Source organism: Marinomonas flavescens (genome assembly GCF_004352835.1).
In the GTDB taxonomy this organism is placed as follows: Bacteria; Pseudomonadota; Gammaproteobacteria; order Pseudomonadales; family Marinomonadaceae; genus Marinomonas; species Marinomonas flavescens.
Genome location: NZ_SJSB01000003.1, coordinates 287,783 through 313,841, shown reverse-complemented (window position 1 = coordinate 313,841; position 26,059 = coordinate 287,783). Strand labels below are relative to the sequence as shown.

Here is a 26,059-nt window from a genome sequence, read left to right as displayed (position 1 = left end):
CTAAACCCTACTAACCAATAACTTATTGCTTAAATAAGTAATTGGCGGAATGGACGGGACTCGAACCCGCGACCCCCTGCGTGACAGGCAGGTATTCTAACCAACTGAACTACCACTCCAATACTATGTGTTTTAAGTCCCAGCAGACTCATCTTTTACATCGATGCGATGGTGGGTGTGGAGAGGTTCGAACTCCCGACATTCGCCTTGTAAGGGCGACGCTCTCCCAACTGAGCTACACACCCGCATTAAGCTAAACCCTACTAACCAATAACTTATTGCTTAAATAAGTAATTGGCGGAATGGACGGGACTCGAACCCGCGACCCCCTGCGTGACAGGCAGGTATTCTAACCAACTGAACTACCACTCCAACACTGTGTATTTTAAGTCCCAGCAGACTCATCTTTTACATCGATGCGATGGTGGGTGTGGAGAGGTTCGAACTCCCGACATTCGCCTTGTAAGGGCGACGCTCTCCCAACTGAGCTACACACCCGTCATAATTTTACATCTTATTAGATGTGGAGTTTGAACTCCCAGTATCTCGCGCCTTGCTAGGAAACGAATATCCTAACTGAGCTACGCACCCAACAATAGCTTTACATCTTTTGTAGATGAGAAAATAACAATTCAAGTTAAATGGTGCCGCCACCAAGAGTCGAACTCGGGACCCTCTGATTACAAGTCAGATGCTCTACCAACTGAGCTATAGCGGCTTAACGCTGAATCAATTTTCTATACGACTCAATTAAGAGAAGTGGTGCCGCCACCAAGAGTCGAACTCGGGACCCTCTGATTACAAGTCAGATGCTCTACCAACTGAGCTATAGCGGCAATTCAATGACGCAGTTTACTTTTAAACTCATCTTCTATTAGAAGATGGTGCCGCCACCAAGAGTCGAACTCGGGACCCTCTGATTACAAGTCAGATGCTCTACCAACTGAGCTATAGCGGCTTTAATAAAAGCAAAATCTATTTTTTATTCATTCCTTCTAAAAGAAGAAAAGAACTTCGACCAAAATATGGTGCCGCCACCAAGAGTCGAACTCGGGACCCTCTGATTACAAGTCAGATGCTCTACCAACTGAGCTATAGCGGCATTTCTCAAATTTTTGGTCGGGACGGCAGGATTTGAACCTGCGACCACTAGCACCCCATGCTAGTGCGCTACCAGGCTGCGCTACGCCCCGATGCAAACAGCAACACTGTCGCTGTCAGCGGGGGCGTATATTACTATAACGAATTGAAAAGGGAAGAGTTTTATAAAGTTTTTTTTAATTTAATCGGATCTATTTATGAGTAAGGGAATATCGCTTACCTATTGATCTACATAAATTTCTGACTTCGTCAAAGCAACCCTACTCGCCGCCCTCCCATAACCAACAAACAATCGTTTCTTTAGGCGCCTACAGCATCACGTACAACATATAACAATATATGAAAAAAGCCACCCTATTACAGGATGGCTTTTCTGGATTCACTGCAAGCTATTCTTGCATATAACTCTCTACCTTTGACTTAAGCTTCTGCCCAGGCCGAAAGGTAACAACAGTTCGAGCAGTAATTGGGATCTCTTCACCCGTTTTAGGGTTACGACCTGGCCGTTGACTCTTCTCGCGAACTTCAAAGTTACCAAAACCTGATAACTTCACTTGCTGTCTCTCAACAAGAGTCTCTCGGATCACATCAAAAAAACCTTCTACAAGATCTTTTGCATCCTTTTTAGTAAGACCAACAGAATCTACTAAATTTTCGGCTAAATCCGCTTTTGTCAACGATGCCATAAGATTACCCCCTTACAACGGCCCCTAACTTCTCAGCTAATGCCGCAACAATTGTTTCCACAGAATTGTTTACTTCTTCATCACTAAGAGTGTGGGAAGGATGCTGCCACGTCAAGCCCAAAGCGACACTTTTTTTCGTCTCATCAATGCCTTGGCCTTGATAGATGTCGAATACAAGCACCCCTTTGAAAGCTTCCCCTGCGGTTTCAGAAATAACTTTTTCAAGATCAGCAACCGGCACAGAACGATCGACCAATAAAGCCAAATCACGACGCACTTCAGGGAACTTTGAGATCGCCTTATATTCTGGCAATTTCGCATCAAGCACAGCCGCCAACGCTATATCAAATACATACAAAGGCTGATTCGCCCCTAATGTTTTTGATAGTTGCGGGTGTAACTCACCCAAGATACCAACAAACTCACCATCAACGAACACATCAGCAGAACGACCAGGATGTAAGAACTCACACTGAGAACGCTCATACGTAGGCTGACGACCATCATTCAAGTCAAACAAAGCATCTACATGGGCTTTAAGGTCATAAAAATCGACCTTATCACTATTGTGATACCAAGCCTCAGAATCACGACTGCCCGCAATTAAACCTGAAATCTGTTGCTGTTGATCCAATTCATCCAGCGCATCAACCGTGCCAACAAAACGACGACCCGTTTCAAATAAACGCACTCGAGACTGTTGGCGATTCTGGTTATGCAAGTACGCTTTCACCAAGCCTGGAATCAAACTCGGACGCATCACACCCATATCGGCAGAAATTGGGTTCGCTAGTGGCACTGGCTCGATGTCTGGTAAAAATTGCTTACTAAGCACAGGATCAATAAAACTGTACGTAATAGCTTCTTGATAGCCTTGCGCAACCAACACTGAACGCAAAGCCTGAATCGGTGTTTTGCTTTCTGATTGAGGTGTAAAGTTCACCGCCGCTTGAGGCATAGAAGAAGGCAGATTATCGTAGCCGTAAATACGCGCCACTTCTTCGATCAAATCCGCTTCAATCGCGATATCAAAACGATGAGATGGCGCCTTCGTCACCCAAGCCTCATCCGTCACTTCAATCATTTCGAGACCAAGGCGCGTTAAGATATCCGTCACTAGGTCTTTGTCGATTGAAATTGCTAAGTATTGATCTAGCTTCTTACGACGCAATGTCACCACAGCCGCTTCAGGTAAAGAAGCAGGCGCCTCCTCACGAACGATAGGACCTACTTGTCCCCCAGCGATCTCAAGCACCAAGGCCGTTGCTCGCTCAATGGCTTTTTCCTGCAAGGTTGCATCAACACCACGCTCAAAGCGATGGGAAGAATCTGTATGCAAACCGTAGGAGCGCGCTTTACCTGCTAATGCAAGCGGCGTAAAGAAAGCACTTTCAAGTAAAATATCTTGCGTAGCCGCATTAACACCTGACCCTTCGCCTCCCATTACACCAGCAATGGCCAATGGCGCTTTTTCATCCGCGATTACTAAAGTGTCTTCGCGCAACGAGATTTCCTGACCGTCAAGCAAGACAATTTTTTCATTCTCTTTCGCCATGCGTACAACAACAGACTGGGACAAATGCGCCAAGTCGAATGCGTGCATCGGCTGACCTAACTCAAGCATCACATAGTTAGTAATGTCGACAATAGGATCGATTGAGCGAATACCGCTACGACGCAACTTCTCACTCATCCATAACGGCGTCTTCGCGGTAACATTTACACCACGAATAACACGACCTAAATAGCGAGGGCACGCCTCTGATGCGTCAACTCGAACAGAGAAAACATCATCAATCGTCACATCTGCCGCCACAACAGAAACAGGTGTGACATCAACTTTGTTCAATACGCCCACTTCACGAGCCAAGCCCGCTAAACTCAAGCAATCACTACGATTTGGCGTTAGATCCACATCAATAATTTGATCATCTAACCCCAAGAAAGCACGAAAATCGTCACCCGCTTGAGCTTCAGACGGCAATTCCATAATGCCATCATTGTCATCGCTCACACCCAACTCTGAGGCAGAACACAACATACCAAAAGACTCAACTTGACGTAGTTTGGCTTTTTTGATCTTAAAATCCGCACCCAACACAGCGCCAATTTTGGCAAACGGAATCTTGATGCCAGCACGCGCATTTGGCGCACCACACACAACTTGGAACTGCTCAGCGCCATCAGACACCTGACACACTTGCAGCTTGTCTGCATTGGGATGCGGCTCAGCACTGATGATCTCACCAACAACAACGCCTGAAAATTCAGCCGCTACAGGTAAAACCTCATCCACTTCAAGGCCAGCTAAAGTAATCTGAGTAACCAAATCATCACTATTGATGCTTGGATTGACCCATTCTCTTAGCCAATTCTCACTAATTTTCATAAAAACATCCTAGGTCGATTGGTTACTTAAACTGCTTAAGGAAACGTAAATCGTTCTCGAAAAACATACGAAGGTCATCTACTTTGTAGCGCAACATAGCAAAGCGCTCTACGCCCATGCCAAATGCAAACCCTGTGTATTTTTCTGAATCGATACCCGACATCTCAAGCACTTTAGGGTGAACCATGCCACAACCTAATACTTCCAACCAAGACTCTTCGCCTTTGCTGTTGGTACGCATGATATCCACTTCAATAGAAGGTTCAGTGAAGGGAAAATAGCTAGGACGGAAGCGCACCTTAAGATCATCTTCAAAGAAGACATTCAAAAACTGCTGCAAAATACCCTTCAAGTCAGCGAAAGAGATATTTTCATCAATCAACAACCCTTCTACCTGGTGAAACATCGGCGTGTGCGTCTGATCAGAATCGCAACGGTAAACACGACCAGGACAGATAATACGAATTGGCGGCTGAGAGGTCTCCATAGTGCGCACTTGCACTGGAGAGGTATGTGTTCTCAATACCGTTGTCGGATTAAAATAGAAAGTATCCTGCATCGCTCGCGCTGGGTGGTGCGCAGGAATATTTAACGCTTCAAAGTTGTGGTAATCATCTTCGATTTCTGGCCCTGCAGCCACATCAAAGCCAATCCCACGGAAAAAGTTTTCAATGCGTTCCATTGTGCGTGTTACTGGGTGAAGACCACCAATCTCTTGGCCTTTCCCTGACAATGAAATATCAATGGTTTCGGTTGCTAATTTTGCATCCAGTGCCGCCTTAGCAAGCTTACCCTTACGCTCAGTAATTTTTTCCTGAACTTGACCTTTGGCTTCATTTACCAACTGCCCAAATTTCGGTCTATCTTCTGCAGAAACATTACCTAACTGTTTCAACAAAGCGGTCAAAGCCCCTTTCTTTCCTAGGTAATGCACACGTACATCATCCAAGGCGGACTCAGTCTCAGACGCTGCCACTGCGTTTAACGCATCAGCAAGAATCTGTTTTAGATTCTCCATTTACATACTCCAAAAAATAAAATAGGGGAAGAGCGTTAGCTCTTCCCCTATTAAAGACTGCATTGGGTCATTCTTTCTATTAAGACAGGATCTTGCAAGATCAAATCACCCTAAGGCTACGTCAGAAATTAAGCCAAGCTAGCTTTCGCTTTTTCAACGATTGCAGCAAAAACTTCTTTCTCGTACACAGCTAGATCAGCCAATACTTTACGGTCGATTTCGATTGCTGCTTTTTTCAAGCCAGCAATGAAACGGCTGTAAGACAAACCATTGATACGTGCAGCGGCGTTAATACGAGCAATCCACAATGCGCGGAATTGACGCTTCCGTTGACGACGGTCACGGTATGCATATTGACCAGCTTTGATAACTGCTTGTTTAGCTACACGAAATACACGGCTACGTGCACCGTAGTAACCTTTAGCTTGCTTTAAAATCTTTTTGTGACGGCGACGAGCCTGAACACCACGTTTTACGCGAGGCATAATATAAACCTTATACTAATGAATTAATGAACTAAAAAATATCGACCTAGATGTATGGCAACATACGTACAATCAAAGCTTTATCGCTTTGAGCGATACTCTTCATTGCACGAAGATGACGCTTACGCTTAGTCGATTTTTTAGTCAAAATATGACTAGTATGAGACTGCTTATGCTTAAAACCATTCGCGGTACGTTTAAAGCGCTTAGCTGCGCCACTGTGTGACTTAATTTTGGACATGATAAAACCACTCTCGCATTCGTTAATGTTAGTGTAATTTTCAATAACAGATGTTATTTAAACTACTTCTTCTTTTTGGGGCCTAGCACCATAGTCAATTGGCGACCTTCCATTTTCGCAGCTTGCTCCACTACACCATAATCCTCTAAGTCTAAAGCGACTCGATTCATAAGCTGCATGCCAAGCTCCTGATGGGCCATTTCACGACCGCGGTATCGTAGTGATACTTTGGCCTTATCCCCGCCTTCAAGGAAACGTATCAGGTTGCGGAGTTTTACCTGATAATCCCCTTCCTCCGTCCCTGGACGGAATTTCATTTCTTTAACTTGAATCTGCTTAGCATTTTTCTTTTGAGCCGCTTTCGCTTTCTTCGCCTCAAAAATATGCTTGCCGTAGTCCATGATTTTACAAACAATGGGGTCTGAATCGGCAATTTGCACTAGGTCAAGGGTTACTTCTTGAGCCGCTTTCAGTGCCTCTTCAAGCGAGACAACGCCAACTTGTTCACCATCAGCTGCAATTAAACGCACTTCGGTGGCTCGAATGTTTTCGTTGATTAGAGGACGCTGCTTGCTTGCATTACGTCCACGATTCATATTACCTTTTATAGCTATTTCTCCATTTCTTGTTTACGACTACGGCGAGCTACTTCTTTATTAAGCAAATCTTCAAAATCAGAAATACTCATCACTCCAAGATCTTCGCCGGAACGAGTTCGGACAGCAACTTGTTGCTGCTCCACTTCTTTATCCCCAACTACGATCATATAAGGTACGCGTTGAAGAGTATGCTCGCGAATTTTAAACCCGATCTTCTCGTTTCTCAAGTCAAGTTTCGCTCTAAAGCCGTTTGAATTTAATCTTTTTTCCAAATCAGAACAATAATCTGCCTGACGATCTGTAATATTCATGATAACAACTTGTTCAGGCGCTAGCCAGACCGGAAAGGCACCTTCTGTGTCTTCGATCAAAATACCGATAAATCGTTCCAACGAACCAACAATGGCACGGTGCAACATAACCGGTGTTTGGCGAGAGCCATCTTCAGACACATATTGCGCATTCAGACGAGTCGGCATTGAGAAATCAACCTGGATCGTACCACACTGCCAAACACGACCAATCGCGTCTTTCAGAGAAAATTCGATCTTAGGTCCGTAAAAAGCCCCTTCACCAGGTAACTCTTCCCAATCCAATTCAGCGACATTTAATGCATCTGATAAGGCTTTCTCCGCTTTATCCCACACTTCATCAGAGCCAACACGCTGCTCCGGACGAGTTGATAAACGATAAATAATTTGATCAAAACCAAAGTCTGCATACACTTCGTGTAACAGATCGATAAATTCTGACACTTCTTGCTGAATCTGACCTTCTGTAACAAAGATATGACCATCATCTTGCACAAAGTTTCGCACTCGCATAATACCGTGTAACGCACCAGAAGGCTCATTACGGTGACAAGAGCCAAACTCAGCCATACGAAACGGCAAGTCACGGTAACTTTTCAAGCCTTGATTATACACTTGAATATGACATGGGCAGTTCATTGGCTTCACCGCGTAATCACGGTTCTCTGAGTGAGTCGTAAACATGTTTTCATGATACTTACCCCAGTGCCCAGACTTCTCCCATAACACGCGGTCAACAATCTGAGGGGTTTTCACCTCTTGATAATTGTTCTCACGCTGTTTGTTACGCATGTACTGCTCAATTGTTTGGTACAAGCTCCAGCCTTTAGGATGCCAGAACACCATACCTGGCGCCTCTTCTTGCACATGAAACAGATCCAGTTTTTTGCCCAACTTACGATGATCACGCTTTTCTGCTTCTTCAATGCGCGTCAAGTACGCCTTTAATTCTTTTTTGTCATTCCATGCTGTGCCATAAATACGCTGCAGCATTTCATTATTGGAATCACCACGCCAATAGGCGCCTGCCAACTTCATCAGTTTAAAGTGGCGTAATACGCGAGTGTTCGGGACGTGAGGCCCACGACACATGTCGACGTATTCTTCATGGTAATACAAGCCAACATTTTCTACCGAGTCATCCAAACCATCTATCAAAGAGATCTTGTAAGACTCACCGCGCGCTTCAAATTCAGCCCGAGCTTCTGCAACTGGCGTCATTTTCTTAACAACGTCGTAGTCCGTTTTTACCAACTCAGCCATGCGTTTTTCAATCGCTGCCATGTCTTCAGGGGTAAAAGAACGTTCATACGCAATATCGTAATAAAACCCATCATCAATAACCGGACCAATCGCCATTTTTGCCGTTGGGAACAATTGCTTTACAGCGTGTCCAACCAAGTGCGCGAATGAGTGACGAATGATTTCAACCCCTTCAGGGTCTTTTCCCGTTACGACACTGACATCTGAGTCTTCAGAAATAAGTTCGCAGGCATCGACTAAAGTACCGTTAATTCGACCAGCAATCGTTGCTTTCGCAAGACCCGGCCCGATATCTTCAGCCACTTGCATAACAGTAACTGGGTTAGAAAAAGTACGTTGGCTGCCATCAGGCAAAGTAATTACAGGCATTTTTTTCTCCTATTGGAGTCAGTGGTGCTCCATACCAAAGAGCACATGTCAATTTAAGGCGCCTAAAATAGCATTTTTACAGATATCTTGCGAACGCTTATTTACTGATTGCAAACACTAAAAAAACCAACAAAAAAGAATAGTTCAAAATCAAGCCTTTTTTCTTTTTTTAACCATAGACATTCTCGTCGGTCAGGGTAAAATTGTCGGCTGTTTCGCAACAAAATAAATCATTGAAAGGCCTTATGGATCTTAACCATCTCGACAACTACTGCATTGACACCACTCAATCAGAACCAGATCTTCTCATTGAATTGGTTGATAAAACCTATTCAGACATGGGATACCCTAATAAGTTGTCTGGCAAAATCATTGGCCGTACTTTGAAGATTCTTGCCACCATAAAGCAACCTAAGCGCGCTTTAGAGATCGGTATGTTTACCGGTTACTCTGCTTTATCTATTGCTGAAGGCATGCCAAGTGACGGTGAGATCATTTGCTGTGAAACCAACCCCCGAGCAATTGAGTTTGCTCAGTCTTTTTTTGATCGTAGTCCGCACGGATACAAAATTAAAACAATTTTTGGTCCTGGCTTAGATACAATCCAAAGTCTTGAAGGTCTTTTTGACCTAGTATTTATCGACGCAGATAAGCGCAATTACCTTAATTATTACGAAGCAGTATTACCACTCGTAAGTAAAGGCGGGTTAATAATCATTGATAACTCTTTATGGCAAGGCCGAGTCCTAGACCCTAAAGAGAATAGCGACATCGCCGTCAATGATTTAAACCAATTAATTGCGCAAGATAACCGAGTCGAAAATGTTCATCTCAACGTCCGCGACGGACTAAATCTCGTCGTAAAAATCTAAATTCTATTTTTCTATAGACCTGATTCGCTTTCGGACAACCATTAGCAAATCGGGTTTGTGTGCTATTCAAAAGATACTAAGTAAGAGGCAGCGATTTTGGTCGTTTTTAAAATCACAAATAATATCACCGGTAAGCACTACATTGGCACGTCTTTCAATAGCGGTTTTCAACGCTTTGAACAATACGTTGAAGCAGCGAATGAAGGTCTGGATTTCCCACTTTATGATGACATTCGAGAGCATGACATAAGTGCATTTGCTGTCGAAGAGCTTTTTGAAACAGAAGATAAGCAAGAGCTTTACGAATTAGAAAAAGACTACGTCTCCATTTATAACGGAGAAAGTCTACGCGGTTATAAAATTGGCCAAACAACAGCAAAGTCAGCTGGTCTAAGTTTTGGCAAAAAGGCTATGTTTGACGCAAACGGCGTCTCTACTGCCGAGCAGCCTAAGAAAACACGCAAGGCCGCTGTAAAAAAGTCAATTGAGCTACCAATAAAAAAAGAAGTTGCACCGAAGCCGACGGCTCGCTCCTTTTTTGGTGAGCTCATAGGTGAAGATCGTTTAGACTCTCCTGCATCGACCGCTATAGCAGCAGACCCCACAAAACCCTCTGACATAACAAAAGTCGAGCGCCCTAAAAGCAAAGCAAGCATGCAACGCATGCTTCGTGAAGCAGAGAAAACCTCTAAAAAGGAACGCGAAGACAAGCTGAAAGCGCAACAACAAGCCGAAGCTGAAGAGATGGCAATGATTATGGCGAAAATTGATATCACATCAAAAACCGCTACATCTTCTTTCCGTCGCCGTAAAGGCTAGACTATAGAGTCGAAGAGCTTCGCTCTGACAGATCAGCACATTAAAAAGCCCAGCGAATATTTATTCACTGGGCTTTTTTTGTCTAGGTATGCAAAACAGCATTCACCTCAGAACAACACACTTACGCACGCGCTTTTTTTAACGTATCCGAAATCATAAATGCCAACTCTAGAGACTGATCCGCATTCAAACGTGGATCACAATGCGTATGATAACGATCCGCAAGTCCCTCTTCTGTCACCTGAAACGCACCACCAACACATTCAGTGACATTCTGACCGGTCATTTCAAAATGCACACCACCAGCATAACTACCTTCTGCTTTATGCACTTGGAAGAATTGCTGAACTTCACGTAACACATGATTCACATGACGAGTTTTATAGCCTGAGCTCGCTTTCACTGTGTTGCCGTGCATTGGGTCACTGCTCCAAACCACTTCTTTGCCTTCTTTTTGAATGGCTTGAATCAGCTTAGGCATACCTTCTTCTACCTTATCGGCACCCATACGAACAATGATATTTAAACGACCTGGATCATTGTTCGGATTTAAGGCATCACACAGGCGCAATAAGTCTTCAGGGTCCATTGTTGGACCCGCTTTAACACCAATAGGGTTATTTACGCCTCGTAAGAACTCCACATGCGCACCATCTAGCTGACGAGTGCGATCTCCGATCCATAGCATATGAGCAGAACAGTCATACCAATTGCCAGTTAAGCTGTCTTGACGAGTCAACGCTTGTTCGTACGGCAACAACAAGGCTTCATGAGACGTGTAAAATTCCGTCTCTTGCAGCTGAGCCATACCACTACCAACACCACACGCCTGCATAAACTGCATCGCATCGTCTATTTTGTCGGCAATGCCTTGAAAGCGCTCGCCCGCAGGGCTGGCTTTTAAGAAGTCTAGGTTCCATTGGTGTACTTGATTAAGGTCTGCAAAGCCACCTTGAGAAAAGGCACGCAACAGATTCATGGTTGCCGCACTTTGATTATAAACCTGAACTAAACGCTCAGGATCTGGCACCCGCGCTGCTTCGGTAAAATCAATGCCATTGATAATGTCGCCACGGTAACTTGGCAGCTCAATCCCATTAATAATTTCAGTGCCTGCAGAGCGCGGCTTAGCAAATTGCCCCGCCATTCTTCCTACCTTAACGATTGGGCATTTTCCGGCATAGGTCAGTACCACCGCCATTTGCAACATCACTTTAAACGTGTCGCGAATATTATCGGCATGAAATTCAGCAAAACTCTCGGCACAGTCTCCACCCTGAAGCAAAAAGGACTCACCCTTTGCGACTTTAGATAAGGCTGACCTCAATTGACGCGCTTCTCCAGCAAATACCAAAGGTGGCATTTTACCAAGTGTGCCTTCTACCTGAGCCAAATGCTCGGCGCTTGGGTACACAGGCTGCTGCAATGCGGTTTTTTCTCTCCAACTGGCTGGATTCCATTGATTCATAACGTTTAAAACCTTTTTATTTATCTATTATTATTCTGGCGTTGATCTCTATCGAGCAACGACCCAGAGAATTTCTGCATCTTTGGTAGATGTCGATACCACAGTGTGACCCATGCTTGCATCATAATACACACTGTCCCCTTCTTTTAATTCAATTGGCTCATAGAGCTCAGAGAAAAAATTAATCTTTCCTTCTAACACCAACAAAAACTCTTCCCCATCGTGACGAACCCACTCTTTGAATTCATCAAAGCTTCTTGCTCGCACCTTCGTTTTAAATGGCACCATTTTTTTTCGACTGATGGAAAAATTTAACAATTCATGCTCATAAGTCGCTGTCGGGTGCGGCTCCCCTTTGCCCTTGCGCGTAATATCACGACGCCCTGCAATCGAATGCTCACTAGCCTCAACAAACAACTGAGGTAAATCCATTCCCAGCCCTTTAATCAGCTTTTGAACAATAGTAAAACTCGGCGACACCTGATCATTCTCAATTTTAGAAAGAGTAGATCGCGCAATCCCTGTCCTTTTGCTGACTTCCTCTAACGTCCACCCTTTGGTTAAGCGAATTTCCTTCACTCGCTTCCCCAACTCCAAAGGCTCAACAAAGCGATCAGGGTCCGATGCTGTAGCCGTTTCTAAAGACGGTCGACTTACCATAATTCACCTACTTTGCACTAAGACCTAAAAGTTTACTAAAAGAAACGACGTTAACCTATTGGATATTTCTTCCCTACTGCAATAAAAAGAAAAATGCCCGCTAATACGGGCATTTTACATGTTTATTTTTTAATGTTTTTGAATAAGTACGCCTTAATCCTGATATACCACTCTATCACGACCTGTCCTCTTCGCATCATATAAACAAACATCCGCTTTTTTATAGATCGATTTTTTTGAATCCGTTTCTACATTGAATGCAGCACACCCTATACTAATCGTAATTGGAATACTGACTCCCTTATAGACAACTGGACGCTCAGCGACTAATCGTCGATACCTCTCACAAACCAACTGAGCACCATCACCGACGGCATTAGAAATAAAGACACCAAATTCCTCACCTCCAACACGCCCTACTACATCATCAGTACGCAACCCTTTAGAGATTCTATCTACTATTTCAACCAGAACAATATCACCAGCATCATGGCCATATTCATCATTCACACGCTTAAAGTAATCTAAATCAAACAAAGCAAGAGAAAAAGAAGACGACAATCTTTGTGAACGTGCAACCTCTCTATCTAGCACTGCTTCAAAAGCTCGACGATTAAGTATTCCAGTCAAATGATCTATTGACGCTTGATTCTCTAAAATACCATTCGCAATAATAAGACGATGCCGCATATCAGCAATTCGCTGCATGGCTAACATTTTTGCAGCCAATACCTTTTGATGAATGGGTTTAATTAAATAATCATCTCCTCCAGTACGAATACCTTCTTCAATATCATCCACTTCAGCACTGGCACTTAAAAAAATAATAGGTACCCACTCTAAGTTGCGGGACTCTTGAATACTGCGAATTTTACTCACTGCTTCAAAACCTCCCATTTCAGGCATTTGCACATCCATAAGGATGAGATCAAGCTCATTGGCAACTTCAATGTACTGAATAATGGCCTGCTCACCATTGACCGCTTCGATCACATTATGCTCTAACTTAGACAAATACATTTTCAGCAAAAGCCGATCCGTATTCGTATCATCAACAATGAGTATATTCATAAAACCTTATCGTTCTTTATTAAGCAGTTCAGAAAATAGCGCATACTCTTTTATCAACAAGATGATTAACGAGTGAACACCTTGAACCTTTCCCTGCCGAGTTATGCTTTCTAATTGCGCAGAAAGAGCAGATAGCGCCCGCCCACCTAAATTTTGAGAAATGGATTTCATACTATGGGCCGCTCTAGAAACTACGTCTAGATCCACCTGCGAGTTTTTTTTCTGATTTTCTTTTTCTAAGATCATAACAATAGAGTCTGCATCTTCATAAAACGCATCAAACAACATAATCACATCGTCGCCTAGCACACCCTTTAATTCTTCTAATACTGTTAGATCCAATCTAATTTCTTTGCTTTCTTGCCAATCATTGCCTAACTCGCTTTTGGCAACTGAATTAACCAAACTCTCTTCCTGATGAAAGCACTGTTTGAAAATTCGCACCAGATCCTGTGTTTTAAACGGCTTAGCAATTAAGCCATCCCCACCAGCTGACTCCACATCAGACAACCTTTCATTAAGCGCATCTGCCGTCAATGCAAAGATAGGTACTCTTTTATTACCAGTCGACCCTTTCTCTGCGCTTCGAATAGCTCGCATAGCCGTTAAACCATCCATTACCGGCATATGTAAATCCATCAGAATCAAATCAGGCTGATAAGCTTTCCACTTTTGCACCGCTACTTCCCCGTTCTCAGCCTCAATAATACCGAGTCCCATTCTTTCAATTAGACCTCGAGCAACAGCTATATTAGCTTTCATATCCTCAACAATAAGCACAGTTCCAGAAAACTGCTGATGGTTTTCTTCTAGCGGCTGAACCATTCGCTCACCAAATTCAAAGTAAGATATTTGCTTTCCTATCACTTGACTATTAAGTGCTGCACTAAGACCTAAAGATAAAGAATGATTATCCACAGGCTTGGTCAAACAAACATTCACACCAGCCTCCTGTAGATCACTTCGATTTAAACGCCCGGACGAAGATGCAATAATGATTGCAGGACAATAGTTATCAAGACTTTGCTCTCGAATACGGCGACTCAATTCTAAACCGTCTAATTCTGGCATTTGGTAATCTAAGATAACTAAGTCATAGGGTTTCTTTTCATGCTCTGCATTGACCACACTCTGATAAGCATGCAGCGCATCAAGCTCTTGATCACACTGAATACCAAGCTCTAATAATTGATTTGATAAAATCATCAAATTAATCGCATTATCATCCACCACTAATGTTTTGGCACCTCGCCACCGAGAAAGATCCACTTTTTCGGGAGATTCTTTGACATAACTTTCCATCAACACAAGCGACACAGTGAAAGAGGAACCAACACCCTCTTCACTTTGCAACACCACACTGCCGCCCATTAATTCGACTAACTGCTTAGTAATGGCCAACCCAAGTCCAGTTCCACCGAATTTACGCGTTGTTGAAGAATCTTGTTGCGTAAAAGCCTTGAATAAGGAATCTTGAACACAGGCAGCAATGCCAACACCTGAATCCCTTACCTCTATAGAAAGGCTGGTGCTTCCAAGTAAATCGGCCTGTGACCTAACACTCACAACAACCTGACCTTGATGAGTGAATTTAATCGCATTACTAACAAGATTAATTAATACCTGCTTAATTCTAAAAGCATCACCAACAAAGCGCTTAGGCGTGTGACTTGTATACTCAACTAATAAATCTAAGCCTTTTTTTTCTGCACTAACAATTAATAAGCGAACCACATCATAAATCGTTTTTTCAAGATTGAAGTCGACATTTTCAATCGCTAGTTGACCCGCTTCTATTTTGGAAAAGTCTAATATTTCATTAATTAATTCCAACAAACTTTCGCCAGACTCCTGAAGAATAACCAGCTGCGAAGCCTGCTCATCCGTTAAAGTAGAATGTGAAAGCAGCTCAGCCATACCTAACACACCATTAAGTGGCGTTCTGATCTCATGACTCATCGTTGCCAGAAAATTGCTTTTTGCCTTATTCGCCATTTCTGCTTCATGACTTGCTTTACGAAGAACAACCTCCGTTTCGACTTGCGCCGTAATATCTAAATTCACTCCAATTAGCCTTGATGGCAGGCCATTTAGGTTACGCTCCAAAATACCTTTTGCCTTCAAGTGACGAATTTGACCATCTAAACGCACTATCCGAAACTCTGTATCATAACTGCCTACGCCCTGAATAAACTTTTCTAGCTTATCTCTTAACATGGCAACATCATCAGGATGGATTAATTGCAACCAGACACTATATGGATCACTTACCTCTTCCTTAAGTACGCCAAAAAGACGATACATCCAATCGTCCCACACCAGCTCATATGTATTTAAATCCCATTCCCAAACCCCTATGCCAGCGGCATTTGAGGCCATGGTAAAGCGCTGATTTGCTCTTAATGCTTCCTGCTCGCCTTGAAGTCGGCTAGTAATATCTGTCATATGACCAATATAACCTTCGACATTACCGTCTTTCCCTTTAATCATGCTTCCAGCGGTCTCACAGTAAAAAATACGACCACTTTTATCTCTGTAAGCAATGCGGTTTACCGGCTGTCTATTAGTACTATTTTCTGCATAACACTCAGCACCAATACGAGCATAATCACCTTGATCTGCATACAACATAGCAGTATCTTGACCCACAACCTCTTCGGCTGAATACCCAAAAAGAGCACAAAATGCAGGGTTTATCATAACGACCTTGCGAAGATTATTGACCAATGCAATCGCAGAAGGGGCGTCCACAAATAAAGATTCAAAGAGCTTTTTCTGCTCCAACACTTCTTGTTCAATTTCAAACTGCTTAGTTCTATCCTGAAAGGTAATGACAGCACCTTGAACCAGATTATCGCCATCCTTCATGGCGACACAATTATATTCACCAATAAAGACACCTTCCTTCCCCCACAAAGGCTCTGCCAGTGACTGGCTACTCTCGCCGGTTATCAACGTTCGATTAAACGGGCACTCTTCAAGTAAATAAGGCCTACCATCAAGATGAGAATGATGAAGCATATCGTGATAGTGCTGCCCCAATAGCTCATCTAAACGATAACCTGTTATATGACTGGCCGCTTGGTTAGCAAAAACAATTCCTCCCTCCAAATTAACACCAAGAAAACCATCATGGGCTGAATTAAGTAACAGGCTTTGTTGACGCTCCGACGCTTTTAGCTCTTTCAGAGCATTGTCTTGAGTTATTTCATTACCTACCCATTGAGCGAGTAGTTTCATAAGCTCAATATCATCTTCACTAAACAATTCTACTTTAGGGTTAGGGCTGGAAAAATTAAGCGTACCCCAACTTTCACCATCAATTTTAATCATTGCGCCAATATAGGCTTCCAAGCCAAAATTTTGATAACAAGGATGATCTTTGATCGTACTTTTGGCTGTATGATGAAAAAAGGTTGGTCTATCGTTATTGAAGGTATGCACACAGTACGTATGGCCTAAATTAAACGCCATACCGGGAGAAAGATCATTACTTGGGGAAATACAAAACTCTACTGTATAGGCTTCATCTTTGATCGAGCTGATAATCCCTAGAGGTAAATTATATTGAGAGACACCAACACTTAAAATACTTTGCAACTTTTCCTCTAAAGTTGTCGTGGAATTAGCCGTGATCTGATGAAGGTCTCGCAGTGTTTTTAATGTTTTTCGTTGTGCTGTTACATCTTGAGCAACAAGATACAAGCCTACAACCCGGCCGTTATTTTTTTTAGGCGTACAAATAGCTTCTAACACAAGTCCTTCAGTATCAAAAGCACCTTGTAACTCAACTCGAAACGATGTTTTTAAACCACTTAATGTTGAGTCTAAATAACTCTTTACTGCACAATAAACCCTCTCGCCAAGGAGGTCACAAATGTGCCTGCCCATTACTTCGTCGAGGGGTAAATTAAAGTTATTTATGAGTTTTTTATTAGCGAATCGAAAGCGAAACTGCTCATCAAGAATAGCAATGGCGCTTGAGTTATCATCCGCAAACTCAAGCAGATCATCATAATGATCAAAAAATGGCGTGAAATCCTGCTTAGTGGTATTCACCAAAATAAGCTGCTTCAAACTATTTGCTAAAAAATATAAATCATCAAAAAACTCATCAGAAAAACCGACACTTTCATTTTTAGTGAAAAGCATCAAATAGACAGCCTCAGCACCTCGATCATCAAGTCGCCGGACTATGATACTTCCGTGGGATACAATACCTTTCCAGAAGGCATTTAGTTGATCATGCGAATCTGCAAGACTTTCGACAGTAAGGTCAGACGTCAAAGATGAGTCTCGAAAAGACTCTATTAGTTGCACCATTTGCGTATCTTGATCATTTGCCAACACACTACTATTTTCAAAAATAATAGCGGCTGAACGCATATTCAAAAAACGCCCTGAGCTCTTCAACGCTGAAATTAACGCAATCATGCCAACTTACACTCCATTTTGATAAATCAATAATAGAATAAGCACATTAGGCATACAGCTCTATTACGTATAAAAATGTAAGTGACGCCTTATGGCAAAAATTTGTCTAGTAACACACAGTCTTTTGTTTCATTTCGGCTTGATTTCACTCTATCCAATATTTTTTGAGCTACTTCCTTTTGCCTAGATGGCACATATTTGGAATCTACTGTCTGCTGTACCGTCTCTAAATACGTATTTAGCTTAGGAGTGCAATAATCCTTGAAAGCAAAAGCACTAGATGAACTTAAAATAAGAACACCACTTAACGCAACAAAACCAATTTTTAACGACATATAACACTACCTTTATAAACCAACCTATAGAGCAATCAATAATAACGAAATACAGCTTTTTCTAAAACCTGTTATTTACTTATAGATGCACCTCGCTCCTGACTGTAAGTTTGAAAAGTTGTCCACTAGGACAATTTTTCAAAAAAACATTCAAAATTATTTTTCAACTGAAATGCACCAAAAGCTAACATTTACTCGTTATTTATTTTTTAAAAAAATGTAATGACTTGAATTTTAAGAATAAAAAAACAAATTCTAACGTCAGCCTATTGGTGCACTGAGAACAAAATCTCTCTAAAAAAGGGCATCATTTTATTTACATAAATTGCCATTGTAATGACAAAAAAACGATGTAACATCCACATTAAGGTCTTAATTTTGACCAGTTGGTTATATATTCAAATACTAATATCCACATAAAATGGAGAAAAAAATGCGCAAATTACTTTTGGCACTAGGCATGGCAGCCGCAACGACAACTGCCTTAGCAACTGATTATTCCGATGACATTCATAAAAACGATTACTCTTGGAAGCAGTTTAACCTGATGTATGCTTTTAATGAGCTACCAGGGAAAAATAGTCATGACTACCTAGAAATGGAATTTGGCGGGCGCTCAGGTATTGTAGATTTATACGGATACCTTGACGTTTTCAATATCACTAACGATGCCGACAGTGATAAGTATGGCAAAGACAAAATGTTTCTGAAACTTAACCCTCGATTCTCACTGGATGGCATTACTGGTAAAGACCTTTCATTCGGCCCTGTTAAGGAATTATACATCTCCACACTATTTAACCAAGATGGTGGTTATGGCACATATGCTGTAAACAATTATTTCGTTGGCTTAGGTGCGGATGTAGAGATGCCATGGCTAGGTAAAGTAGGCATGAATCTATACGCACTGTACGATGAAACGAATAACCGTGATGACTGGAATGGCTATCAATTTTCTACGAACTGGTTCAAGCCTGTGAAAACGTTTGATAACGGTTCTTTTATCGCGTATCAAGGGTATCTTGACTATCAATTTGGATTAAAAAGCCAATACAGCACCGCAAGTTCTGGTGGTGCAACATTTCAGGGGATTTACTGGCACTCTAAACGCTATGCGGTTGGGTACGGTCTGAAACTTTATAAAAATATTTACGGCATCCGAGACTCTTCTAGCTTGAGATCAACGGGAGTATCTAACTACCTTTCTGTCACTTATAAATTCTAAGCAATCATAATTTATAATGATTGTAGTGGCATAGATATCGCGGCCTACTATGCCACTAGCACACTGTGCTGTGGCCGTGATATTTGTCTAATCACCTTCTTCAAGCAAGATCTCTCTTTAATTATCCCCAAAAGATAGGGCACTTGTTTAAGACAATAAAAAAGCCCACTAGTCACTTCACTAGCGGGCTTTTTACTATGTATTTAGAAATATGATTCTAAACATTTCTAACCAATAACAATTATTTCACATCAAAAGAGCGTTTTCTCACGCCTTCTAGGCGTTTCAAAATAGCGTCTAAACGATCAGGTTTCACCATAAACTCTTGGAAACCTTTCATGCCTTCACGAGCCATAGTAGGCGATGTGTCTCGATCGTAAAACTGCGATGTACCAGAAGCAGCTTTAAGCATTTTCACACCATCATTTAGGAACACATTATCTGGAGCATGAGCGTCTATATTTGTTGGTATTTGCAATAACGCCGCATTAACCAAAGTCTGATTATCAGCTCGTGCCATAAACGCTAGGAATTTACGCGCGTCTTTTTTGTTTTTAGCTCGTGTTGGAATATGAACAGTATCCATTGGTGCATCTTCAGCCACTGGTACTTTAGAATTGATAATAGGGAATTGGAAGAAACCAATTTTTCCATCTAATTCTTTCGGGAAATTAGGCGTGATAAAGTTACCAATTAAGTACATAGCAGCCTTACCGTTATACAAGAAAGGTTGCGCTTCTTGCCATGAATAAGACGCGTGGTTTTTCAAGAAGTAACCAGGTTTAACCAACTCGTCCCAGTATTGAAATACCTTACGAACTCGTGGATCAGTGTAAGCCACTTTGCCGTCCATTAGGTCCATATGAAATTTCAAGCCATTCACACGTAGATCTAAGTAATCAAACCAACCTGCCGCAGGCCATAAGTACTTAGTCCCTATCGTAATAGGTGTTACACCATTCGCTTTTAACTTAGCGTTTACAGCTAAAAACTCATCCCAAGTTTTTGGAACTTTTAGGTCTAATTTGGCAAAAATATCCTTACGATAATAAAGGCCCCATTGGTAATAAGTATACGGTATACCGTACTGTTTGCCTTTAATCGTCATCGCCGCAGTAGCAGAAGGCATTAATTTTTTCAGATCTTCTTTTTTCCAAATATCACTCACATCTTCAAACATGCCGCGATCAACAAACGTTTTCATGCGGTTACCCGCATACCAAAATACAACATCTGGAGGACTTGTTGCCAACCAGTTACGAATGGCTGTTTTATAACCTTCTTTATCATATAGGTTATATTTCACTTTGATATCAGGGTTTTCGGCCTCAAATTTTTGAATCACTTCTTGAAACGCTTTTTTAGGCGCCGGATCCGCTTGATCTGAGTTGATCACCAAGGTACTGGCTTGAGCGAACGAAACCGCTGCAAAAGCAAATGCCCCAATAAGTAAATGTGATATTTTTTTCATTTGATAGTTCCCTTTTTCTTTTTATTGACGAAAGTAACAGCAATCACTTGCTATCAGCAGTGTCTCTCTGCCAAATAGCCAAACCTGCTGATGGTAAAGTATCAGCACCAATTATAAGCTGAGCATTATCAGGATGATAATACGCTGCTTGTAGTCCGTAATTAAAGGCAAAAATTAATTTACCTCGTTCACGAATTCGTACACCAGATGGCAAGTATTCCGTTGCCAATCCAGCCTTTTCTGATAATTTCACAAGGCACGCTTTTAACAAAGGTTTATCAAGGCAAGAGCCAAGGTAAAAGCGTTTATTGTCACCCACCAAAACAGGATTACCTGCATTGTCTTTTAACAGACAGGGTAAGTCGGTGGCAATTTGCTCATGCCAAGTATGTAATTTACCCTCACCCCAATAACCCGATACCGCAGGCTGGGTATGCTTTGGTAATGCATCAACTCGCTCAACCGACAAAGGTAGTAATGTCGCTAACGGGCCTGGTGCTAAATTTTCAGGAATTTGATAGCTGTCCGTTTTACTGCCGGTACGCGGGCCAGCTAAAAGCACGCCCTTATAGTCGTCTAGCCGTTTTTGAAGATCGCTAGAAATATGCGCTTGAGCGGGTAGTATTAACATTTCGTAAGTATCAAGTGGCGCATCAGCCGACACAATATTGATGGACAAGCCTATCTCACGTAATGCTTCGTATAAACGATAACACCAGCTCATATAGCTATATGCTCGTGATTGAGGCTGAATATCCAGCGACCAGCATGCGTCATAATCAAACATCAACGCGACCTTGCCAGATTCTGGTAAAGCCATCAAATCATCTGCATCTAGCCCCATGACTTGAGACAATTCCCGAACCTCTTGAGCTACCTGCGCCGCTTCTTTTGCCGCTTCAGCTTTCTGTCCATTAGGGCGCAACAAACCAGTGTGCATTTGCTCTTGCCCAAACGGAGCCTGACGCCAACGGAAATATGAGACAAGTTCAGCACCATGCGAAAAAGCCTCCCACGTCCATAAACGTACAGCACCATCCGCTGGCGTTGGATTATGTGGTGCCCAATTTACAGGTCCCGGTTGCTGCTCCATGATCCACAAGCGCCCTTTGCCACAACCTCGATATAAATCATGGTGAAAAGCGCCAAAATCTGGGTGACCAACTCGTAAATAAGTCTGCTTTTCTTCTGGTGTATAGATGTCTTCTTGATCCAAAAAGCCTAATGGATAAGTGTCCCAACTCGCTACGTCTAAGTCTTGGCCCACTTTATGGTGATCAAACGCAGTAAAAAAGCCCATGTAGTTATGAACTAAATCGCGCTCTTTTGAATACTGACGAAGAATATCTGCTTGTAATTTATTAAACGCGACCACTTGATCTGAACAGCAACGCTGGAAATCTAAACGATGAGATGGATTAGCTTCTGTCACTGTCAGGTTAGGCAAATCGACTTCATCAAACGAACAATAATCCATACTCCAAAAGACATTCCCCCAAGCCGCATTTAATGCATCAATGGTGGTATATTTGTCTTTTAGCCAAATACGAAAAGCCATTAAGTCTGCTTTGGCATAGCTCAAAATCGTATCATGGCAACCATATTCATTATCAGTCTGCCACGAAGCAACCGCTGGGTGCTGACCATAACGTTTAGCCATTAAGGTGACAATCCGATGGCACTCTTCACGATATTCAAGGCTTGCAAAAGTATAATGGCGGCGTGAACCAAAGTGACGAACACGACCCAGCTCATCCTTTGCTAACATGGATGGGTGACGATCAACCAACCATTTAGGCGGCGTTGCCGTCGGTGTCCCTAAAATAACTTTTAGCCCTTGAGCATATAGCGTATCCAATGACTCATCCAACCATTCCCAATGTAACTCACCGGGTTGTGGCTCAATCGTACTCCAGCTAAATTCGCCAATTCGCACATATTCAATGCCAATCTCTCGCATCTCTTTAGCGTCTTGCTGCCAACGACTTTTCGGCCAATGTTCTGGATAATAACAAACACCTAACTTCATTCTAGGCTCCTGCACATGACTGGCTTAATAGGCCAGTCACAATTAGTTCAACGGCTATAACATGACCAGTCAATGCTGTTGAGCTAATTGCTCTTCAGTTGTATCAACACTGGCCAGCGCAATAAAAAAGGGACTCTCTATCCACTCAATCAAAAACACAACTTGTTGGTTTTGAAAAAGATATTTCTAAAGTAGAAGATACAGAAGACACTTTTTTAGGCAACATCTAATGATCGTATTCAACGCTATTTTGATGTCTCAAACGACCAATTTGGTCGCATATTATGCCTGATATTTTTTCCAAGCCGCCATAAAGGACTCTGCATTGGCTTTAGTAACCGCTACCTCTTGTCCTTTTTTATACAAAGCAGACCCTAAACCGAATCCCCTAGCACCTGTGTCCAAATACTCTTTAACATTATTTGGTGTCACACCGCCGACAGGACACAACCAAGCTTGAGCAGGAATCACAGCCCCTAATGCTTTAATAACATTAATACTAGGCAATGCTTCTGCTGGAAAAAGCTTCACCGCATCTGCACCAGCATGCAAAGCAGCGAACGCTTCACTCGCTGTGAAAAAACCTGGCATAGCATACAAACCAGCAACTTTGGCTGCTTTAATCAGTTCTACATCGGTATGTGGACACACCATTAACTTTGCGCCAGTAGCAACAAGCTCAGTCAATTGAGGCATGGTCAAAACGGTACCAGCCCCAATAAGCGCTTGGTCACCAAACGTCTTTTGTAATAAACGAATGCTCGTAAACGCATCGGGTGAATTAAGAGGCACCTCAATTAATCTAAATCCTGCGTCGATTAAGACTTGAGTGTGTGCAACCACTTCACTAGGCTGAATGCCTCGCATAATGGCCACCATTGGAAACTCGGTCATTAATTCGTTGAAAGATTTCATTCTGTCATTCCTCTCTATTGTTTTTTTGTATGCAGCTTGGTAAAGACTGACTAGCCAAGCGCTTTAGACCTCGAATACTTGCCTCACTCGCTTCTAATGATTGAGTACGGACATTGTGAAAAGACAATGCTATTCGATACCGATGACTGAATTTTTTAGGTTGGCTCCCAATTCGATACGGCACGAATCGAAAGCAATAGTAAGGATTCCGGGTCCAAAATAGGCAATTGCAAACCCAGTTGACCTAAGGTCGCACCGTTTAAAATAAGATTGTTTTTCCACCATTCAGGGAGGGATTTCATCAAATGCCCTGGCAGTGGACTGTGTTCTAATACGGTAATTCGATAGCGCTGCTGCGGGATAAGTCCGGGCAAACGAATTGGCAATGTTTGTGCTTGTTTCGGCATCGCAAGCTGACTGTAAACCAATATGCCTGCCATGCCATCCTGACTTAGCGCCCATTGAGTCTGTGCGCGACCATCAGCACTAGGCAATCGCCAGTTGCGACCAGTATGCAAAATTGAACGATGATTTTTGTAGTGTAAAATCCAACGAGCAATGGTCTCTTTCTGCTGAGCATTCGCATCCAGCAAGTTCCACTCAATGCCCAAATGCCCCAATAAAGCGGTACCGGCACGAAATGCGACATTGTGGATTCGGCTTGTAGTATGACTTTGATCTGGACCGATATGCGATCCCATCACTTCCGGCGGAAAGAAATAACTAAAACCACGCTGAATACTTTGACGCTCTAATGCATCGTTGCAATCAGACGCCCAAAAACGTTTTGTGAATTTTAAAATACCAAAGTCAACGCGCGCGCCCCCAGAAGAGCAGCTTTCGATTTCTAATGCGGGAAATGCGGTATTTAATTCACCAAGTAAGCGGTACAAAGCCATTACTTGTTCATAAGCCTGCGGTGCAATCGCACCACTGGGTTGAGTATAATCTCGATTCATATCCCATTTAATATAGTCAATGGGATACTCTGTTAACAGACTAAACAAGCGTTCACGAATATAAGCATAGGCATCTGGTTCAGCCAAATTCAAAACCAGTTGATGACGAGCTAAGGCCGCATCGTATTGCGGTAACTGTAACGCCCATTCTGGATGCGCTCGAAAAAGGTCTGAATCGGGATTAACCATTTCTGGCTCAAACCATAAACCAAACTCCATCCCTAATGTCTTAACATGATGAATAAGTGGCAGTAACCCCTCGGGGTATTTTGCCGGCTCAACAAACCAATCCCCCAGTGCCGCCTTGTCATTATTACGATTGCGGAACCAACCATCATCTAGAATATATCGCTCTACACCTACTTGTGAGGCGGCATCTGCCAGTGCTTTTAAACGATCAACATCATGATCAAAATAAAAGGCTTCCCAAGTATTGATATGTACAGGACGTGGCTTAGTGAGTGCTAAGTATTGACGCGCTTCTTTATGGAACGCCTGGCTCATGAGATTCAGGCCAGAGCAACTGTGACTAGCAAATAGCTCTGGTGTCGCGATGGATTGAGCTGAATTAAGTATGATTTCATCAGGTAAATATAACGCTTCGGCTTGCAGGTAACGATGGCCTTCAAGGGTATAATCGGCTTTTAAGCGATGATTACCACTCCATGCCAAATGCGCTCCGATCAATTCACCTTGTTGCTCAGTAAATCCCTTTTCCCCAAGAATGACGCTAGGGAAATTGGCATGAGAATTTCGCCCGTGACGATTTTCTTGTAACCATGTTGATTGCCAATCACTGGATTGTTGCTGGAATTCTTGGCACCAGCGTCCATAGAAACTCATCATTTGAGTGAAATGACAAGGCATTGGCAAAGTGCAAGCAAGGCGATGAAGTGTGATATCCAATTGGCCATCATTGGTTAATGCCAACTGCTGACGCAATAGACCAGAACCTGTCAAACCAATTGATAAGCACACTGATAACTGCGCTACTGTGTCTTCTAGCTCAATATCAAAGCCAAATTCAAGTTGATGAACGGCCTTCAATGACCAACACATTGCCCAAGCTGGTCGGTCTACCGCGCTAGCTTCAACACCGGGTGACTGCAACCAACCACGTCCCGCTTCGGGGATCAAACTCATACAAACGGGCTTGTCCATATAAGCTTGTGGTATGGCTTGCTGCTGTGACAGGTATAAACTTTTTAAATGCGTGTCATCAGGTAAAGCTTGACCAAAATATACCAACTCAGGCGCACCTTCAAAAGGGCAAGCAATTACTAACGTTTTGCCATCTTGATCCTGTCGGTACAGTTCCGCATTTAAAATGTCGTCCATT

At 42.6% G+C, this 26,059-nt stretch carries 19 protein-coding genes and 9 tRNA genes; 3 read left to right on the top strand and 25 right to left on the bottom strand.

Annotated features, from left to right (window positions below; translation table 11 throughout):
• Positions 1-42: 42 nt before the first annotated feature.
• From E0D70_RS05275 to thrS, 16 genes are all read right to left on the bottom strand, one after another.
• Positions 43-119, bottom strand: a tRNA-Asp gene (locus E0D70_RS05275).
• Between the two features lie 50 nt (positions 120-169).
• Positions 170-245 (bottom strand) — tRNA-Val (locus E0D70_RS05270).
• Positions 246-295: 50 nt separating this feature from the next.
• Positions 296-372 (bottom strand) — tRNA-Asp (locus E0D70_RS05265).
• 50 nt (positions 373-422) lie between these two features.
• Positions 423-498: transfer RNA gene (locus E0D70_RS05260), tRNA-Val, on the bottom strand.
• 144 nt (positions 499-642) lie between these two features.
• A tRNA-Thr gene (locus E0D70_RS05255) sits at positions 643-718 on the bottom strand.
• A 42-nt stretch (positions 719-760) separates the two neighbouring features.
• Positions 761-836 (bottom strand) — tRNA-Thr (locus E0D70_RS05250).
• Positions 837-882: 46 nt separating this feature from the next.
• A tRNA-Thr gene (locus E0D70_RS05245) sits at positions 883-958 on the bottom strand.
• Positions 959-1,026: 68 nt separating this feature from the next.
• A tRNA-Thr gene (locus tag E0D70_RS05240) sits at positions 1,027-1,102 on the bottom strand.
• Between the two features lie 14 nt (positions 1,103-1,116).
• A tRNA-Pro gene (locus tag E0D70_RS05235) sits at positions 1,117-1,193 on the bottom strand.
• A 297-nt stretch (positions 1,194-1,490) separates the two neighbouring features.
• Positions 1,491-1,787: an integration host factor subunit alpha gene (locus E0D70_RS05230; RefSeq protein WP_133011221.1), complete on the bottom strand. Its 297-nt coding sequence runs from the start codon at positions 1,785-1,787 to the stop codon at positions 1,491-1,493.
• Positions 1,788-1,791: 4 nt separating this feature from the next.
• Complete coding sequence (gene pheT, locus E0D70_RS05225; RefSeq protein WP_133011220.1) at positions 1,792-4,176, bottom strand: phenylalanine--tRNA ligase subunit beta; 2,385 nt, start codon at positions 4,174-4,176, stop codon at positions 1,792-1,794.
• A 22-nt stretch (positions 4,177-4,198) separates the two neighbouring features.
• Entirely contained in the window at positions 4,199-5,194 is a 996-nt protein-coding gene (gene pheS, locus E0D70_RS05220; RefSeq protein ID WP_133011219.1) for a phenylalanine--tRNA ligase subunit alpha, read from the bottom strand.
• Positions 5,195-5,322: 128 nt separating this feature from the next.
• Positions 5,323-5,679: a 50S ribosomal protein L20 gene (gene rplT, locus E0D70_RS05215; protein ID WP_115898707.1), complete on the bottom strand. Its 357-nt coding sequence runs from the start codon at positions 5,677-5,679 to the stop codon at positions 5,323-5,325.
• Positions 5,680-5,725: 46 nt separating this feature from the next.
• Positions 5,726-5,920, bottom strand: coding sequence for a 50S ribosomal protein L35 (rpmI, locus tag E0D70_RS05210; RefSeq protein WP_036162540.1), 195 nt, complete (start codon positions 5,918-5,920; stop codon positions 5,726-5,728).
• A 62-nt stretch (positions 5,921-5,982) separates the two neighbouring features.
• Positions 5,983-6,516: a translation initiation factor IF-3 gene (gene infC, locus E0D70_RS05205; protein WP_133011218.1), complete on the bottom strand. Its 534-nt coding sequence runs from the start codon at positions 6,514-6,516 to the stop codon at positions 5,983-5,985.
• A gap of 14 nt (positions 6,517-6,530) precedes the next feature.
• Positions 6,531-8,462 (bottom strand): threonine--tRNA ligase, encoded by a 1,932-nt coding sequence (thrS, locus tag E0D70_RS05200; RefSeq protein WP_133011217.1) that lies wholly within the window; start codon positions 8,460-8,462, stop codon positions 6,531-6,533.
• Positions 8,463-8,707: 245 nt separating this feature from the next.
• Between thrS and E0D70_RS05195 the strand changes: the two genes are divergently transcribed.
• Positions 8,708-9,334 (top strand): O-methyltransferase, encoded by a 627-nt coding sequence (locus E0D70_RS05195; protein WP_133011216.1) that lies wholly within the window; start codon positions 8,708-8,710, stop codon positions 9,332-9,334.
• 96 nt (positions 9,335-9,430) lie between these two features.
• Positions 9,431-10,153 (top strand): GIY-YIG nuclease family protein, encoded by a 723-nt coding sequence (locus E0D70_RS05190; RefSeq protein WP_133011215.1) that lies wholly within the window; start codon positions 9,431-9,433, stop codon positions 10,151-10,153.
• 121 nt (positions 10,154-10,274) lie between these two features.
• Here E0D70_RS05190 and E0D70_RS05185 read toward each other — a convergent pair whose 3' ends face one another.
• From E0D70_RS05185 to E0D70_RS05165, 5 genes are all read right to left on the bottom strand, one after another.
• On the bottom strand, positions 10,275-11,621 hold the full coding sequence (locus E0D70_RS05185; protein ID WP_133011214.1) for a class II 3-deoxy-7-phosphoheptulonate synthase: 1,347 nt from the start codon (positions 11,619-11,621) through the stop codon (positions 10,275-10,277).
• A gap of 48 nt (positions 11,622-11,669) precedes the next feature.
• Positions 11,670-12,281, bottom strand: coding sequence for a helix-turn-helix domain-containing protein (locus E0D70_RS05180; RefSeq protein ID WP_133011213.1), 612 nt, complete (start codon positions 12,279-12,281; stop codon positions 11,670-11,672).
• A 153-nt stretch (positions 12,282-12,434) separates the two neighbouring features.
• Positions 12,435-13,352 carry a GGDEF domain-containing response regulator gene (locus tag E0D70_RS05175; protein ID WP_133011212.1) on the bottom strand — a complete coding sequence of 306 codons (918 nt, stop codon included), beginning with the start codon at positions 13,350-13,352 and terminating at the stop codon, positions 12,435-12,437.
• Between the two features lie 6 nt (positions 13,353-13,358).
• Complete coding sequence (locus tag E0D70_RS05170; protein WP_133011211.1) at positions 13,359-17,786, bottom strand: PAS domain S-box protein; 4,428 nt, start codon at positions 17,784-17,786, stop codon at positions 13,359-13,361.
• An 89-nt stretch (positions 17,787-17,875) separates the two neighbouring features.
• Entirely contained in the window at positions 17,876-18,121 is a 246-nt protein-coding gene (locus E0D70_RS05165) for a hypothetical protein (protein WP_133011210.1), read from the bottom strand.
• A 433-nt stretch (positions 18,122-18,554) separates the two neighbouring features.
• Here E0D70_RS05165 and E0D70_RS05160 point away from each other — a divergent pair, with 433 nt between their 5' ends.
• Positions 18,555-19,346, top strand: coding sequence for a nucleoside-specific channel-forming Tsx family protein (locus tag E0D70_RS05160; protein ID WP_133011209.1), 792 nt, complete (start codon positions 18,555-18,557; stop codon positions 19,344-19,346).
• 241 nt (positions 19,347-19,587) lie between these two features.
• On the opposite strand, the gene E0D70_RS05155 is transcribed toward E0D70_RS05160, so the two are convergent.
• The 4 genes from E0D70_RS05155 to E0D70_RS05140 form a co-directional block, all read right to left on the bottom strand.
• Positions 19,588-20,817 carry an ABC transporter substrate-binding protein gene (locus tag E0D70_RS05155; protein WP_133011208.1) on the bottom strand — a complete coding sequence of 410 codons (1,230 nt, stop codon included), beginning with the start codon at positions 20,815-20,817 and terminating at the stop codon, positions 19,588-19,590.
• 43 nt (positions 20,818-20,860) lie between these two features.
• Positions 20,861-22,846 (bottom strand): beta-galactosidase, encoded by a 1,986-nt coding sequence (locus tag E0D70_RS05150; RefSeq protein ID WP_133011207.1) that lies wholly within the window; start codon positions 22,844-22,846, stop codon positions 20,861-20,863.
• Positions 22,847-23,128: 282 nt separating this feature from the next.
• Positions 23,129-23,761, bottom strand: a complete 633-nt coding sequence (locus tag E0D70_RS05145; protein WP_133011206.1) for a 2-dehydro-3-deoxy-6-phosphogalactonate aldolase — start codon at positions 23,759-23,761, stop codon at positions 23,129-23,131.
• 155 nt (positions 23,762-23,916) lie between these two features.
• Complete coding sequence (locus E0D70_RS05140; protein ID WP_133011205.1) at positions 23,917-26,058, bottom strand: alpha-galactosidase; 2,142 nt, start codon at positions 26,056-26,058, stop codon at positions 23,917-23,919.
• Position 26,059 lies beyond the last annotated feature (1 nt).

Bases quoted from the DNA above. Each gene is read 5' to 3' on its own strand.
- E0D70_RS05150 (WP_133011207.1), bottom strand. From the start codon at position 22,846: ATGAAGTTAGGTGTTTGTTATTATCCAGAACATTGGCCGAAAAGTCGT.
- E0D70_RS05155 (WP_133011208.1), bottom strand. From the start codon at position 20,817: ATGAAAAAAATATCACATTTACTTATTGGGGCATTTGCTTTTGCAGCG.
- E0D70_RS05195 (WP_133011216.1), top strand. From the start codon at position 8,708: ATGGATCTTAACCATCTCGACAACTACTGCATTGACACCACTCAATCA.
- pheS (WP_133011219.1), bottom strand. From the start codon at position 5,194: ATGGAGAATCTAAAACAGATTCTTGCTGATGCGTTAAACGCAGTGGCA.
- rplT (WP_115898707.1), bottom strand. From the start codon at position 5,679: ATGCCTCGCGTAAAACGTGGTGTTCAGGCTCGTCGCCGTCACAAAAAG.
- E0D70_RS05180 (WP_133011213.1), bottom strand. From the start codon at position 12,281: ATGGTAAGTCGACCGTCTTTAGAAACGGCTACAGCATCGGACCCTGAT.
- thrS (WP_133011217.1), bottom strand. From the start codon at position 8,462: ATGCCTGTAATTACTTTGCCTGATGGCAGCCAACGTACTTTTTCTAAC.
- E0D70_RS05165 (WP_133011210.1), bottom strand. From the start codon at position 18,121: ATGTCGTTAAAAATTGGTTTTGTTGCGTTAAGTGGTGTTCTTATTTTA.
- pheT (WP_133011220.1), bottom strand. From the start codon at position 4,176: ATGAAAATTAGTGAGAATTGGCTAAGAGAATGGGTCAATCCAAGCATC.
- infC (WP_133011218.1), bottom strand. From the start codon at position 6,516: ATGAATCGTGGACGTAATGCAAGCAAGCAGCGTCCTCTAATCAACGAA.
- E0D70_RS05185 (WP_133011214.1), bottom strand. From the start codon at position 11,621: ATGAATCAATGGAATCCAGCCAGTTGGAGAGAAAAAACCGCATTGCAG.
- E0D70_RS05160 (WP_133011209.1), top strand. From the start codon at position 18,555: ATGCGCAAATTACTTTTGGCACTAGGCATGGCAGCCGCAACGACAACT.
- E0D70_RS05140 (WP_133011205.1), bottom strand. From the start codon at position 26,058: ATGGACGACATTTTAAATGCGGAACTGTACCGACAGGATCAAGATGGC.
- rpmI (WP_036162540.1), bottom strand. From the start codon at position 5,920: ATGTCCAAAATTAAGTCACACAGTGGCGCAGCTAAGCGCTTTAAACGT.
- E0D70_RS05145 (WP_133011206.1), bottom strand. From the start codon at position 23,761: ATGAAATCTTTCAACGAATTAATGACCGAGTTTCCAATGGTGGCCATT.
- E0D70_RS05230 (WP_133011221.1), bottom strand. From the start codon at position 1,787: ATGGCATCGTTGACAAAAGCGGATTTAGCCGAAAATTTAGTAGATTCT.
- E0D70_RS05170 (WP_133011211.1), bottom strand. From the start codon at position 17,786: ATGATTGCGTTAATTTCAGCGTTGAAGAGCTCAGGGCGTTTTTTGAAT.
- E0D70_RS05175 (WP_133011212.1), bottom strand. From the start codon at position 13,352: ATGAATATACTCATTGTTGATGATACGAATACGGATCGGCTTTTGCTG.